Below are 13,725 nucleotides of genomic sequence, written 5' to 3'. Positions count from 1 at the left end.
GAACCGGAACTCCCGCGCACCTCGAGTCGCGTGGGAGTTCCGTGTGCGATCCGTTGCCCACCGCGACCCGGTCGCGGACCGCCACCCGCTGGAGCCGTCCGGCTCGCGGGTGTTCGCCGAGGAGGAACCATGTCTCGCTCTGTCACCCTGCCCGCGCGCGCTCGCGCACACCTCGCCGCCTCCGGCCTGTACCTCGCCCGTGGCGGTCGTGCGGTGCTGCGCGGCGTCGACCTCACCGTGTCTCCCGGCGTCCGGCTGGGGGTGGTCGGCGAGAACGGCCGCGGCAAGACCACCCTGCTGCGGGCGCTGGCCGGAACGCTGCCGCCGGATGCGGGTGCGGTGCGCCGGGCAGGCACGATCGGCGTGGCCGACCAGGAGTTGCCGGTTCCGGCGGGCCGCACCGTCGGTGACCTCGTCGCCCTGGAGCTCGCGGACGCCCGCGCCGCCCTGCGGGAACTCGACGCGAGCGTGGCGGCGCTGGCCGAGGAAAGCCCCGAGGCGGCCGACCGGTACGCAGGGGCGCTCGCCGCGGCCGAATCCCTGGACGCCTGGGACGCCGACCGCCGGGTCGACGTCGCGCTGGCCGGACTGGGTGCGGTCACCGATCGGGAACGCCCGCTGGCAACGCTGTCGGTCGGGCAGCGGCACCGGGTCCGGTTGGCCTGCCTGCTCGGCGCGCGCCACGACCTGCTCCTGCTCGACGAGCCGACCAACCACCTGGACACGCACGGCCTCGACTACCTGACGGCAGGGCTGCGTGCGCATCCGGGCGGCGTGGTGCTGGTCAGTCATGATCGCGCGCTGCTCGCCGACGTGGTCACCGCCGTCCTCGACCTGGACCCGACCCGGGACGGCCGCCCGCGTACCTACGGCGGCGGCTGGTCCGGTTTCCGGGACGGGCGCAGGGCCGAGCGGGATCGCTGGGTCGCCGACCACGCGGAGCAGGAGCGCAAACGGGAGCGGCTCGCCGAGGACCTGGCCGCCGCGCGCGACCGGTTGTCGACGGGCTGGCGACCGGAGAAGGGCACCGGCAAGCACACCCGCGCGACCAGGGCTCCGGCACTGGTGCGCTCGGTGCACCGCAGGGAGGAGGACCTGCGGGCAGCGGCGGTCGGAGTGCCGGAACCGCCTGCCCGGCTGGAGATGCCACGGCTGCCGGCCATCGCCGCGGGCGTCACCATCCTGCGGGCCGAGGGGGTCATGCTGGACGGCAGGCTGGGCCGGGCGTGCTCGGTGTCGCTGCGACCGGGAGAGCGCCTCGTGGTGACCGGTGGCAACGGGTCCGGCAAGTCGACCCTGCTCGACCTGCTGGCCGGGGGGCAGGCCCCGTCCGAGGGTGCCGTGCACCGGGCGCGCAGGGCGCGCATCGCGTTGCTGGCGCAGGAGTCGACCGCGCCGTCCGGCCGGAGTGCCGCCCAGGTGTACGAGTCGGCCATCGCGCGGCTGGTGAGCACGGGGGCCCTGGCGGCGGGGGAGGTGGTCGCGCTGGGCAGGCTTGGTCTGCTGTCCGGTGCCGACGCGGCCCGTCCGGTCACCGAACTGTCGGTCGGCCAGCGGCGGCGGCTCGACCTGGCCGTCCTGCTCGGCTCGCGTCCGCACGCGGTGCTGCTGGACGAGCCGACGAACCACCTGTCCCCGGCACTCGTCGACGAGCTGACGGAGGCGCTCGACGCGACGGACGCGGCCGTCGTGATCGCCACCCACGATCGTCAGCTCTTGCGGGAGACCGGTTCCTGGCCACGGCTCCGGCTCTGACCGGGGCAGTCCACATCGATCGTCAACTCAAGGTTGACGTTCCACCATGCGTCAACCTATAGTTGACGCATGGTGGAACCCGTTCGCACGACCAATTCCGTCCGGCTCGACGACCTCATCGAGGTCATCAAGAAGGCGCATTCGCAGGCGCTCGACCAACTCTCCGGCGCGGTGATCGCCGCGGATCATCTCGGCGATGTCGCCGACCATCTCATCGGTCACTTCGTCGACCAGGCCCGCCGCTCCGGCGCCTCCTGGACCGACATCGGGCGCAGCATGGGCGTCAGCAAGCAGGCGGCACAGAAGCGGTTCGTGCCGAAGGTGCCGGGCGAGCCCTCGGACCTTGACCCCTCGGAAGGGTTCGGCCGGTTCACCGTCCGGGCCAGAAACGTCGTCATGGCCGCGCAGAACGAGGCGCAGGCGGCGGGCAATCCGGAGATCGGTGCCGGGCACCTGCTGCTGGGCCTGCTGGCCGAGCCGGCCGGGGTGGGGACCAAGGCGATCACGGCGCAGGGCGTGTCCGTCGACGACGTCCGGCGGGCCGTGGCCGCTGAGCTGCCCGAGGCCGGCGGGGACGTGCCCGATCTCGTTCCGTTCGACGCGGGGGCGCGCAAGGTGCTGGAGCTGACGTTCCGGGAAGCCTTGCGACTGGGGCACAACTACGTCGGCACCGAGCACATTCTGCTGGCACTGCTGGAACTCGAGGACGGCGTGGGGGTGCTCACCGGGCTCGGCGTCACGAAATCCGCCGCCGACACCGCGATCGTGGAGGCGGTGGCGGCGATCGTGGCGGAACAGGAGGCCGGCTGACGCGAGTCCGTCCACTGTGGATCGCCGGACGGGTCGAACCCCGAAAGCCGTATAACGAACTATTCGGTTCGACTCGGAGAAATTCGATCGCCGTAGCTTCGCTCGCCAGGGCGGTCCCTGACCTCGCACAGACGCTCAGGGCACCGTCCGGCGGGCGAAGCGGTACCTGGTGAGGGTGCCCGGTCCCCACAGCCACACCACGAACGCCGCGAGGCAGAGCGTGACCGCCGGCGGTGACGGCCGGATCGTAGGACCAGCCGTTGACCGAGATCGAGTAGGTGACATTGGTCGTCGCGTGGAACACGGCGGCCACGACGATGCTGCCGCCCGCTGCCGCGTAGTGCCACACGATCAGTACCCGCGTGGCACCAGTCCGGTGAACTCGCCCAGCAGCACGAACGGGATTCCGCCCAGCGCGACCAGCAGGAAGAACATCCAGGGCGATCGCGGCGTGGCGGGCCTGGCTGCGGCATGACGGGGGACCTTCCGTCTGTTCCTGGCCGCCCGGCATCCTCGCGTCTCCTCCGGTCGCGCGCATCGGGAGAACCCGGACCTGACCCCGTGCATCCGTCGCCGTCTCGCCGTCGCCGTCTCGGCGGGCCTCCCCGGTCAGTCGCGCCGGACGCGGTCGGACGCCGAATCGGTGTGGCGGAGCTGATCCGGTTTGTGGCGCAGGTACTCGGCGTGCCCGGCGGCGTCCTCGGGAACCCCGACCTCCCACCAGGCCCCCGCCTCGGTCCAGGAACGTGGATCGGTGCGCACCACCACGACCGCGGGCCGGCGCTCGGCCGCCGCGGTGGTCCTGGCGCGCCGGTAGGCGGAGCGGACCTCGTCCAGGCCCGAGGCGCGGAACACGGCGCAGCCCAGTGATTCGGCGTGTGCGGCGAAATCCACCCGGGGCGGATGGCCGTGCCGCGACCGGCAGTCGGCGTACAGGTTGTTGAACGGTGCTCCGCCCTGCCCCTCCTGCAGGCGGGCGATCACCGCGTAGCCGTCGTTGTCGCAGACCACCGCGACGAAGGGGTGTCCGGCGAACGCGGCCGAGAAGAGTTCGGAATTCAGCATCAGGTACGAACCGTCGCCGAGCAGAGTGGTGACCGTCCCGGCCGGGCGGGCCATGGCGGCACCCCAGGCGCCGGCGAGCTCGTATCCCATGCAGGAGAAGCCGTACTCGACGTCCATGGTGGCGGTGCCCGCCGCCCGCCAGCCGCCGATCAGCTCGCCGGGCAGGCCGCCCGAGGCGGTCAGCACGTAGTCTTCGGGCGCGGTCTCCTCGTTGACGACGCCGACCACCTGGGCATAGGTCGCAACGCCCGGTCCGGGCGCACGCAGTGCGTCGATGTGCGCGTCCCACCTGCCACGCTCGGCGGCGGCGCGAGCCGACCACTCCCGCGGTGCCCGCCAGCCGGTGAGCCGCTCCGTCAGTTCGGTGAACCCGGCGCCCGCGTCACCGACCATCGCCAGCGCACCGTGCTTGACCGCGTCGAACGCGGCGGTGTTGAGCGTCAGCAGGCGCACGCCGGGGGAGAACACCGTCCACGAGGCGGTGGTGAAGTCCTGCAGCCGCGTCCCCACCGCGAGCACGACGTCCGCCGCGGCGGCGAGCGCGTTGGCCGAGGCGGACCCGGTGACTCCGAGCGGCCCGGCGTGCAGCGCGTGATCGTGCGGTACCAGCGTCCGCCCGGCTGTCGTCTCGGTGACCGGGACGCCGTGTCGTTCGGCGAAGTCCAGCGCGCGATCCGCTGCCCCGGAGTACCGCACTCCGCCGCCCAGCACGAGCAGCGGGCGCCGTGCGGTGCGCAGCACGTCCGCCGCATCGGCCAGTACCCCGGAGTCGGGTCGCGGTCGGCGGATCCGGTGCAGCACCGGCGCGAACAGGCTTTCCGGGAAGTCCGCGGTCTCGGCCTGCACGTCCTGCGGCAGTGCCAGGGTGACCGGGCCGGTGTCCGCGGGATCGGTGAGCACCCTGGCCACCTGGGGCAGGGTCGCGATCAGTTGCTCGGGCCGGGTGATCCGGTCGAAGTACCGGCTCACCGCCCGGAAGGCGTCGTTCACGGTGGCGGTCGCGTCGCCGAAGTGCTCGACCTGCTGCAGCACCGGATCGGGTGCGCGGCCGGCGAAGGTGTCGCCCGGCAGCAGGAGCAGTGGCAGCCGGTTGGCGTGTGCCACCCCGGCCGCGGTCACCATGTTCAACGCTCCCGGCCCGATGGAGGACGTCACGACGCCGACCTGCCTGCGGTGGGTGGCCTTGGCGTACCCGGTCGCCGCCAATGCCATGCCCTGTTCGGAGTGGCCGCGCCAGACCGGCAGCGCGTCCCCGGCCTCGGCGAGCGCCGAGCCGAGACCGAGCACGTTCCCGTGACCGAAGATCGCGAAGACACCGGGGAACAGGGGAACCCGTTGTCCTTCCAGGGTTTCCGAGTGCTGTGCGACAAGCCAGCGCACCAGTGCCTTCGCGGTGCCGAGTCGCATCAGGTCACCGTCCTTCGTCCGGTGGCGGAGGTGACCGGGCATCGCGGATCCGGTGGCTGATCCGCCCAGGTGTCGCGGATCCAGGCGTGCGCGGGGTCGTCGCAGAAGGCCATCGAACGCTCCTCCGCCGGGCCCGCCAGCACGTTCAGGTAGTACATCGGGTAGCCCGGTGCCGCCACACACGGCCCGTGATAGCCGCGCGGGACCAGGAACACGTCCCCGTCACCGACGGCCACGTTCTCGTCCAGCGTGCCGTCGGCGGTGTAGGTGCGGTGCAGTCCGAAGCCCCCGTCCCCGGCGATCCGGAAGTAGTAGATCTCCTCGTTGACGACCTCGCATTCGCTCGCCTCGTCGTGCTTGTGCGGCGGGTACGAGGACCAGTTGCCGTCCGGGGTGATGAGTTCGCAGGCGCTGAGCTTGTCCGCGTGATCCCAGACGCCCGGCACCCCGAAACCGGTGACCTGCCGGGTGGCCTGGCCCGATCCGCGCACATCCACCGGCACCTCCTCGGCGGGGCCGTAGCGGGGTTCCAGCCTGCGGGCGCAGCGTGCCATCGGCAGAGCCAGCTCACATCCGTCCACAGTGCTCAGTTCCAACTCGGCATCCCTTGGCACATAAGCGAAGTCGGTTACCCTGGAGAACACCGAATCCCGCCCGTCCAGCGTGATCCGCCGCCCGTCGACGTCGATCGCGCAGCCGCCGGACAAGGGCAGCACGAACGCCTCGAACTCGCCCGTGCGCAGGACACGTGAGCTGCCGGCGGACAACCGGAGCACGCGGAGGCCGGTGTGCGTCCAGCCGGCCACGTCCGGGGTGAGCAGAACCGGGTCCGTGCCGTCGGTGAGTGTCCCGTGTGGATGGTGCAGGTCGCTCATGTGTCGCCTCCCCGTGCGATGGCTAGTGTTCTCGCGGCCGCGTCGACAGCGGCACCGACATCTCCGTCCGACGGATACAGCAGGGCGCGGCCGACGACGAGGCCGCGGACGGCGGGGTGTGCGAGGGTGCGCCCCCAGGAGGCGAGATCCGCGGCCGGGTCGGCCGAAGGGACACCGCCGAGCACGACGACCGGGAGAGTGGTGGCGTTCAACGGGATCTCGTCCTCGGGGGCGGGCAGTTTCAGCCAGGTCCGGGCCGAGGTCACGCCCAGCCCCGAGCCGACCGCCACGGCACGCGCCAGGGAGGTCGAATCCCGTTGCAGCACCAGGTTTCCGTGGTCGTCCGGGCGGTAGGGGAGTGGCTCCACCATCGCGAGCAGGCCGTGGGCGGCGAGTTCGGACACCGCCCGCGCGCAGGAGGCGAGCGTGGGGACGGTGCCCGGGTCGGAATCGACCAGCCGGAGCAGCATCTTGCCGCCGTCGAGGCCGGAATCGGCGATGGATCGCGCGTCGTATCCGGTGAAGCGGTCGTCGATCTCCCAGTGCGCGCCGGCGAGGCCACCGCGATTCATCGAGCCGATGACGACCTTGTCGTGCAGGGCGCCGAGCAGGAGCAGTTCCTCGACGACGTCCGGGGTGCCGAGCAGACCGTCCACCGCGGGGTTGTCCAAGGCCACCAGCAGCCGTTCCAGCAGGGACCGGCGGTCCGCCATGGCCAGCGGGTCCCCGCCGACGCCGAGCGCGCCCCGCGCCGGGTGGTCGGCGGCGACGAGGAACAGCGAGCCCTCCCCGGAGAGCAGTTCGGGTCGTCGCCTCCGGTCGCGGTAGGCCCTGGCGATCGCCGCCGGGTCGGTGGCCCTGGTGTGCAGCAGATCGTGCCACTGCGCGTCGGTGAGTGTCACAGCAGTTCCTCGATCTCGGCGGGTCGGGGCATGGCGTCCGCGCAGGCGAGCCGGGAGGCCACCAGCGCGCCGGCGGCGTTGGCGTAGCGGGCGATCCGGACCGGCTCCCATCCGGACAGCAGACCGTGGATCAACGCGCCGCCGAAGCCGTCGCCCGCACCCAGCCCGCACACCACCTCGATCGCCCGCGGCCGCACGGTCCAGGAGCCCTCGGCGGTGGCGATCAGCACGCCCTCGGCGCCCTTCTTGACGATGGCCAGCCGCACCCCGCGCCCCAGCAGCCGCGCAGCCGCCTCGTCCGGGTCGGCGGTGCCCACGGCGACCTCGGTCTCCTCGCGGTTGCCGACGGCGACCGTCACGTGATCCAGCATCCAGCCGATCTCGGCCCGCGCGGATTCGCGGTCCGGCCAGAACATCGAGCGGTAGTCCAGGTCCAGCACCGTGTGCTCGCGCCGGCCTCGGTGCCGCAGCACCGCGCGTTGTGTCGTCCGGCCCGGTTCGGCGCAGACGCCGGTGCCGGTGACCCAGAGCAGTGGTACCGACTCGACCAGTTCCCATGGCACGTCGGCCTCGGTCAGGGTCAGGTCCGGTGCGATCGGCGAGCGGTAGAACAGCAGGGGCGGGTCGGTGGGCGGGTCCAGCGCGCAGAACACGACCGGGGTGAGCAGTCCGTCGGCCGTCGCCACATAGTCGGCACCAACACCGAACCCGGTCAGCGCCTGCCGGACGTAGTCGCCGAAACCGTCCGGACCGACCTTGGTGAGCACGGCGGTGCGGCGGCCGAGCCGGGCGGCGGCGACCGCGACGTTGGTTGCGGTCCCGCCGAGCGACTTGGCGAACGAGCGGACCCCGGCCAGCGGCACCCCGCTCTGCTCGGGATACAGGTCGACGCCGACCCGCCCGATGGTCAGCGCCTCCGGCGTCATGTCGTCTCCCCGCCGTGCAGTTCGTGTTCCAGCGCCTCGAGTTCGGCTCCACCCGCCATCTGGCGGGTGAGCTCCCCGATGTCGATCTCGGACTTCTCGTGGTGGCCCAGCGGGGCGCCGCGCTTGAGCAGCAGGAAGCGGTCGGCGACCGGGTAGGCGTGGTGCGGGTTGTGTGTGATCAGTACGACGCCGAGGCCGCGGTCTCGTGCCTGGGCGACGTACTTGAGCACCACCCCGGCCTGTTTGACGCCCAGCGCGGCGGTGGGCTCGTCCAGGATCAGCACCTTCGCGCCGAAGTGCACCGCCCTGGCGATGGCCACGCACTGCCGCTCGCCACCGGACAGCGTGCCCACGGGCTGCTCGACGTCGCGCAGGTCGATTCCCATCTCCGACAGCGCGCGTTTCGTCGTCTCCCTGCCGGTGCGACGGTCCAGCATCCGCAGTGGACCGAAACCGATCGTCGGTTCGGAGCCGAGGAAGAAGTTGCGCCACACGCTCATCAGCGGAACGACGGCCAGGTCCTGGTACACGGTGGCGATCCCACGGTCCAGGGCGGCTCGGGGCGAGTCGAACCGGACCGGCTCGCCGTCGACCAGGAACTCACCGGTGTCGTGCTGGTGCACCCCGGCGAGGATCTTGATCAGGGTGGACTTGCCCGCCCCGTTGTCGCCGAGCACGCAGGTCACCTCCCCGGCGTTGACCACTGTGGACACCTCACGCAGGGCGATCACGCTGCCGTAGGACTTGCCGATCCCGGAGACCTCGATCAGGGGAGTGGTCATCGACGTACCCTTTCCGCTCGCCGCCGGAAGGCGTTGTTCACCAGGACCGCGGCCAGCAGCATGATGCCGAGGAAGAGCATGAACCAGTCGTTGTCCCACTGGGCGAAGACGATGCCCTGGCGGGCCATGCCGAAGATCAGGGCGCCGAGCGCGGCGCCGATGGCCGAGCCGAAGCCGCCGGTGAGCAGGCAGCCGCCGATCACCGCCGCGATGATGAACTGGAACTCCAGCCCGACGCCCTGGTTCGCCTGCACGCTGGCGAACCTGAGGATGTTGATCGAACCGACCAGCCATCCGGCGAGCGCGGTTGTCATGAACAGCAGGATCTTGGTGCGCACGACCGGAACCCCGACCGCGCGGGAGCTGATCTTCGAGCCGCCGACGGCGAAGATCCAGTTCCCGAAGCGGGTACGCACCAGGACCCACGCGGCCAGCGCGGCGAACCCGACCCACCACAGGATGGATATCTGGAAGGCGGTACCGCCGATGTCCACAGTGGACGCGAACACGAACCCGGACGACTCGTAGCCTTCCGCGCCGCGCACCCCGGACACCTGCACCGTTCCGGTGAGCAAGCGGGTAACTCCGAGGTTGAGGCCCTGCAGCGCCAGAAAGGTGCCCAGGGTGACGATGAAACTGGGCAGTCCGGTGCGCATCACCAGCCAGCCGTTGAACGCCCCGACGGCGAGCGCGAAGACCAGGGAGGCGAACAGCGCGAGCCAGATGTTCCAGCCCGCCTCGGTGGCGAGGATCGCGGTGACCAGTGCCGTCGAGGCGGTCATCACACCCGCGGAGAGGTCGAACTCGCCACCGATCATCAGCAGGCATACGGCGACGGCCATGATTCCCAGCGTCGACGCGTCGTCCAGCCAGGTCGCCACGCCGCCCGCGCTGAGGAACTCGTCGGTGGCGAGGGAGAAGAACGCGAAGACGACGACCGCGCCGAGCAGTGCGGCGATCTCCGGCCGCACGATGAGCCGGTCGGCGAGCCGCGGTGAGCCGACCCGTTCGTCCGGGAGTGGGCTGAGGGTGCTGGTCATCGCGTACCCCGATCCACGTACTGGCCTACTTCGTCCACATTGGACTTCTCTATCAGGTCGGGGCCGGTGAGCACCGGCCTGCCGCCGCCGACGACGTTCGCGTTGTCCCGATTCAACTTGAGGAACACGATCGGCAGGTAGCCCTGCTCGTACTGCTGCTGGTCGACCGCGAAGAGGACCTGGTCGGACTTGATCGCGGCCACCACGTCGGTGTTCAGGTCGAAGGTGGCCACTTCGGCGGCCGAGCCCACCTGCCCGATCGCGTTCACCGCGTTCGCGGCGACCTGGGAGTTGAGGGTGAGCACGGCGTCGATGGAGCCGTCGGTCTGCACGGCGCCACGGATGCGGGACTGCGCGTCGGTCGGGTTGCTGATGTCCACCTGCAGGGTTTCCACCTGGCCGCCGAAACCGGTGCGCGCGCCCTCGCAGCGTTGCGCCTGGCCGACGTTGCCCGCCTCGTGGACGACGCAGAGCAGCTTCTTCTTGCCGAGTTCGGCGAACTTGCGGCCGGCGTTCTCGCCCGCGATGCCCTCGTTCTGCCCGATGTGGGTGATCGCGCCGTACTCGGCGCTCTTGTCCTCGCCCGAGTTGATGGTGATCACCGGGATGTTCGCCCGTACGGCCGCGTCGATGGAGGGTTTGAGTGCCTCCGGATTCGCCATCGAGACGACGAGGCCACCGACTCCCTGTGCGACGGCGTTGTCCACCAGCTTCGCCTGGTTTCCCGGGTCCCCGTCGGAGTTGTACTCGACCTGGACGCCGAGTTCCTCTCCCGCGGTCTCCGCACCGTTCTTGACGACGTTCCAGAACGCGTCACCCGCCGTGCCGTGGGAGATCACCGCGACACGCAGCGGACCGTCCTTTGTGGGCGATGGGGGCGCACCCGGGGTGCCGGAGTCGGGCAGTGCGGTGGGCCCGGTGCAGGCCGACAGCAGGATCGCGGCGGCCGCGAGCACCGGGACGAGGCCGCGGGGCACACCCGGCCCTCGTCCTTTCCACCTGGGGCGATGGGACGTCATTGTCTCTCCTCGCGGTTTCTCGGATGACGCTCGGGCCGGTGCCGGATGGAATCAGCCCGAGGGGAGCCGGCCGACGATCCGGCCGAGGTGCGCCAGGCTGCGGGCGGTGTGCTGCCGGGGAAGGTCGTCCGGACTGGTGTCGCCGAGCGCGGTGTCCTGTTCCAGGACGTACCAGCCGTCGTACCCGGCCCCGTGCACGGATCGGACGAGCGTTTCGATGTCGATGTCGCCCTCGCCCAGTGGTGTGAACAGTCCCCGGCCGACGGCCTCGGTGTAGGGCAGCGTCCCCGCCCGTACCTCCGCGGCCAGGTCGGCACGTACGTCCTTGAGGTGCAGATGCCCGATCCGGCCGGGGTGTTTCCTGGCGAGTGCGACCGGATCGGTGCCACCGAGCACGAGGTGGCCGGTGTCGAGGCAGAGTGGAAGGTCGGAATCGGTGAGAAATCGCTCCACCTCGGACTCGGTCTCCACGTGGGTGCCGACGTGGGGGTGCAGCACGGCGAGCAGACCGTGCCGCGCGGCGACCTCGCCGATCCGGGCGGTGGTGTCGAGGAGGGTCCGCCACTGCTCCGCGTCGAGAACGGGTCTGCGGTCGTATCCGGCGAGACCGGTCGCGGCGGCGAGTACCAGCAGGCCCGCACCGCAGGCGGCGAACAGGGCGGCCGAGTCCTCCGCGGCGGCCAGCGCCGCGTCCGGATCGGTGTGTAGTGGAATCGCCAGGAAACCGCCGACCAGTGCCAGTTCGTGCTCGTCGAGCAGCGCGCGCAGTGCTTCCGGATCACGCGGAAGGTATCCGGGCGGGCCGAGTTCGGTGGCGCGCAGCCCCAGCCCGGACATCTCGGCGAGCACGGTCCGCGCCGCCAGTTCCCGGCCCCATCCTGGGACTTCGCAGACGCCCCAGGAGATCGGGGCCGACGCGACACGGATTCCCGGCGGCACTGTCATCGGCGACACTCCGGCTCATCGAGGGGTTGGAGCGCTCTATTGATTAGAGCGCTCCAATCTTGTAACCTGCGTCACAGTGTGTCAAGGGGTCGGGTAGCGCAATCCTTGACCGAGGGGAGCGGGGATTTGGACAGGCCGACCATGGAGGACGTCGCCGCACTCGCCGGTGTGTCACGTGCGCTCGTCTCCCTGGTCATGCGCGGTTCTCCGAAGGTGAGTGCGCATCGCCGGGACGCGGTGCGCCGGGCCGCCGCGGAACTCGGCTACTCCCCGCACGTGATGGCCCGGTCACTGGCCAGCCGCACGTCCACCGTGCTCGGGGTGCTGGTGTCCGACCTGCGCAACGCCTACTTCGCCGAGGTGGTGGAAGGGCTGGACGCGGCGGCGAGAGCGGCCGGGTTCGACCTGATCCTCACCACCGGCGGACGTAGTCCGGCACGGGAACGCGCGGCGCTGGAGAACCTGCTGTCCTTCCGTCCGGCGGGCATCGCGCTGCTCTCGCCGGTGCTCCCGGCGGCCGCGATCGCCGGAGCCGCGCGGCAGAGCCCGGTCGTGCTGGTATCCCGTACTTCGCGGTCGTCCACAGTGGACACCGTGAACGACGATGGTCAGGCGGGTGCGGCGCTGGCGGTCGACCATCTGGTGTCACTGGGCCACCGGCGCATCGCCCATCTCGACGGGGGCGGGGCGGCGACCGCCGGAGCCCGCCGCCGCGGCTATCGCGCCGCGATGCTCCGGCACGGTCTGCGGCCGCGGGTGGTGCCCAGCGAGCACACCGACACGGCGGGGGAGAAGGCGGCGCGGGAGCTGCTGGATTCCCGTGCCCGCACCGAGTTGCCGACCGGCCTGCTCGCCGGCAACGACGTGAACGCGGTGGGCGCCATCTCCGCGCTGGAGGAGGCCGGCCTGCGCGTTCCCGGGGACGTGTCGGTGGTGGGCTACGACAACACCTCGCTCGCGGCGCTTCGCCACGTGTCGCTGACGACCGTCGACCAGCCGCGCAGCGAGATGGGCAGGCTCGCGCTGGACGCGCTGCTCGAACGGGTCCGGGGCGGGCGCACCGAACCGGTCCGCCACCTGCTGCACCCGGCGCTGGTGGTCCGGGCGACCACCGGCGCACCCGCGTTTTCCGCAGCACCCGACCGTGGAGGAGAGGCATGAGGCTGGGACTGGCCGGTACCGGACGGATCGGCACCACGCACGCGGAGATCCTGCTCCGGCTCGACGGCGTGGAGTCGGTGGTGGTGGCCGACGCCGATGCCCGGCGTGCCGAACGGGCCGCGGCGGCGGTGGGCGCGGAGTTCGCGGCGGACGTCGGCACGCTCCTCGCGTCCGGTCTCGACGGGGTGGTGGTGGCCGCCGCCACGGACGCGCATCCGGAACTGATCATCAAGGCCGTCGACGCCGGCATCCCGGTGTTCTGCGAGAAGCCCGTCGCCGCGGACATTCCCGGCACGCTCGCGGTGATCGACCGGATCAGCGGATCCGGGGTGCCCGTGCAGATCGGCTTCCAGCGGCGGTTCGACGCCGGTTACCTCGCCGCGCGCGCCGCCGTCGCCTCCGGCGGGCTCGGCTGGGTGCACACCGTGCGCGCGACGACGCTCGACCCGGCACCGCCCCCGGCCGAGTACGTTCCGCGCTCCGGCGGGATCTTCCGCGACTGCGGCGTGCACGACTTCGACATCATCCGCTGGGTCACCGGCCGTGAGGTCGTCGAGGTGTACGCCCGTGGGGCGAACCGCGGCGCCGCGTTCTTCGCCGAGGCCGGTGACGTGGACACGGCGGCGGCCATGCTGACCCTCGACGACGGCACGATCGCGCTGGTGTCGGCGACGCGGTACAACGCCGCGGGGTACGACGTCCGGCTCGAAGTGCTCGGCTCGGCCGACGGGGTCGTCGTCGGCCTCGACGACCGGGTACCGCTGACCTCGGCGGAGCCCGGGGTCGACTGGCCGGCCGGGCCCGCGTACCCGGGCTTCCTGGAACGCTTCCGGCCCGCCTACGAGCGGGAGCTGGCGGACTTCCTGCGGGTGGCCGCCGGCCAGGCGCCGAGCCCGTGCGGGGTGGCGGACGCGCTGGAGGCCTTCTACATCGCCGAGGCCTGCGAGCGGTCGAGACGGGACCACCGGCCGGTGCCGATGGAGCAGGTGCGGCAGCGGTGACCTCCGCGCGGGCCCGCACTCGCCTCGTACCGTCGCC

Annotated in this window: 13 protein-coding genes; 4 read left to right on the top strand and 9 right to left on the bottom strand. The window is 71.6% G+C overall.

Translation table 11 applies throughout. The features are described from left to right. Nucleotides 1-129 precede the first annotated feature (129 nt). Nucleotides 130-1,755 (top strand): ABC-F family ATP-binding cassette domain-containing protein, encoded by a 1,626-nt coding sequence (locus CFN78_RS18300; protein WP_094864061.1) that lies wholly within the window; start codon nucleotides 130-132, stop codon nucleotides 1,753-1,755. Between the two features lie 69 nt (nucleotides 1,756-1,824). Continuing rightward, nucleotides 1,825-2,565 carry a Clp protease N-terminal domain-containing protein gene (locus tag CFN78_RS18295; RefSeq protein ID WP_094864060.1) on the top strand — a complete coding sequence of 247 codons (741 nt, stop codon included), beginning with the start codon at nucleotides 1,825-1,827 and terminating at the stop codon, nucleotides 2,563-2,565. A gap of 351 nt (nucleotides 2,566-2,916) precedes the next feature. Here CFN78_RS18295 and CFN78_RS28760 read toward each other — a convergent pair whose 3' ends face one another. From CFN78_RS28760 to CFN78_RS18255, 9 genes are read right to left on the bottom strand one after another with little or no spacing between them, the layout of a single operon-like run. Then, the gene (locus CFN78_RS28760; RefSeq protein ID WP_133116378.1) at nucleotides 2,917-3,132 is read right to left on the bottom strand and encodes a hypothetical protein; all 216 of its coding nucleotides are present in this window, start codon (nucleotides 3,130-3,132) and stop codon (nucleotides 2,917-2,919) included. A 42-nt stretch (nucleotides 3,133-3,174) separates the two neighbouring features. Beyond that, entirely contained in the window at nucleotides 3,175-5,037 is a 1,863-nt protein-coding gene (gene iolD, locus CFN78_RS18290) for a 3D-(3,5/4)-trihydroxycyclohexane-1,2-dione acylhydrolase (decyclizing) (protein WP_094864132.1), read from the bottom strand. Further along, a complete protein-coding gene (iolB, locus tag CFN78_RS18285) occupies nucleotides 5,037-5,912 on the bottom strand; it encodes a 5-deoxy-glucuronate isomerase (protein ID WP_094864059.1) in 876 nt (291 codons plus the stop codon). Before iolB ends, iolD begins: the two co-directional genes overlap by 1 nt. Beyond that, the gene (locus tag CFN78_RS18280; protein ID WP_094864058.1) at nucleotides 5,909-6,814 is read right to left on the bottom strand and encodes a Cgl0159 family (beta/alpha)8-fold protein; all 906 of its coding nucleotides are present in this window, start codon (nucleotides 6,812-6,814) and stop codon (nucleotides 5,909-5,911) included. The genes iolB and CFN78_RS18280 overlap by 4 nt, the downstream gene beginning before the upstream one ends. Continuing rightward, nucleotides 6,811-7,740 carry a 5-dehydro-2-deoxygluconokinase gene (iolC, locus tag CFN78_RS18275; RefSeq protein WP_094864057.1) on the bottom strand — a complete coding sequence of 310 codons (930 nt, stop codon included), beginning with the start codon at nucleotides 7,738-7,740 and terminating at the stop codon, nucleotides 6,811-6,813. The genes CFN78_RS18280 and iolC overlap by 4 nt, the downstream gene beginning before the upstream one ends. Then, nucleotides 7,737-8,522, bottom strand: a complete 786-nt coding sequence (locus CFN78_RS18270; RefSeq protein WP_094864056.1) for an ATP-binding cassette domain-containing protein — start codon at nucleotides 8,520-8,522, stop codon at nucleotides 7,737-7,739. The genes iolC and CFN78_RS18270 overlap by 4 nt, the downstream gene beginning before the upstream one ends. Continuing rightward, nucleotides 8,519-9,562 carry an ABC transporter permease gene (locus CFN78_RS18265; protein WP_094864055.1) on the bottom strand — a complete coding sequence of 348 codons (1,044 nt, stop codon included), beginning with the start codon at nucleotides 9,560-9,562 and terminating at the stop codon, nucleotides 8,519-8,521. Before CFN78_RS18265 ends, CFN78_RS18270 begins: the two co-directional genes overlap by 4 nt. Continuing rightward, complete coding sequence (locus tag CFN78_RS18260; RefSeq protein WP_094864054.1) at nucleotides 9,559-10,581, bottom strand: sugar ABC transporter substrate-binding protein; 1,023 nt, start codon at nucleotides 10,579-10,581, stop codon at nucleotides 9,559-9,561. The genes CFN78_RS18265 and CFN78_RS18260 overlap by 4 nt, the downstream gene beginning before the upstream one ends. 51 nt (nucleotides 10,582-10,632) lie before the next feature. After that, on the bottom strand, nucleotides 10,633-11,526 hold the full coding sequence (locus tag CFN78_RS18255) for a sugar phosphate isomerase/epimerase family protein (RefSeq protein ID WP_094864053.1): 894 nt from the start codon (nucleotides 11,524-11,526) through the stop codon (nucleotides 10,633-10,635). Between the two features lie 141 nt (nucleotides 11,527-11,667). On the opposite strand from CFN78_RS18255, the gene CFN78_RS18250 reads away from it, so the two are divergent. Then, nucleotides 11,668-12,687: a LacI family DNA-binding transcriptional regulator gene (locus tag CFN78_RS18250; protein WP_205660561.1), complete on the top strand. Its 1,020-nt coding sequence runs from the start codon at nucleotides 11,668-11,670 to the stop codon at nucleotides 12,685-12,687. Continuing rightward, a complete protein-coding gene (locus tag CFN78_RS18245; protein ID WP_165777610.1) occupies nucleotides 12,684-13,688 on the top strand; it encodes a Gfo/Idh/MocA family protein in 1,005 nt (334 codons plus the stop codon). Before CFN78_RS18250 ends, CFN78_RS18245 begins: the two co-directional genes overlap by 4 nt. The last annotated feature ends 37 nt before the right edge of the window (nucleotides 13,689-13,725 follow it).

Source organism: Amycolatopsis antarctica, assembly GCF_002262875.1.
Taxonomy (GTDB): domain Bacteria; phylum Actinomycetota; class Actinomycetes; order Mycobacteriales; family Pseudonocardiaceae; genus Amycolatopsis; species Amycolatopsis antarctica.
The sequence above is the reverse complement of the archived record's forward strand: the minus strand, read 5'-3'. Positions and strand labels throughout refer to the sequence as shown.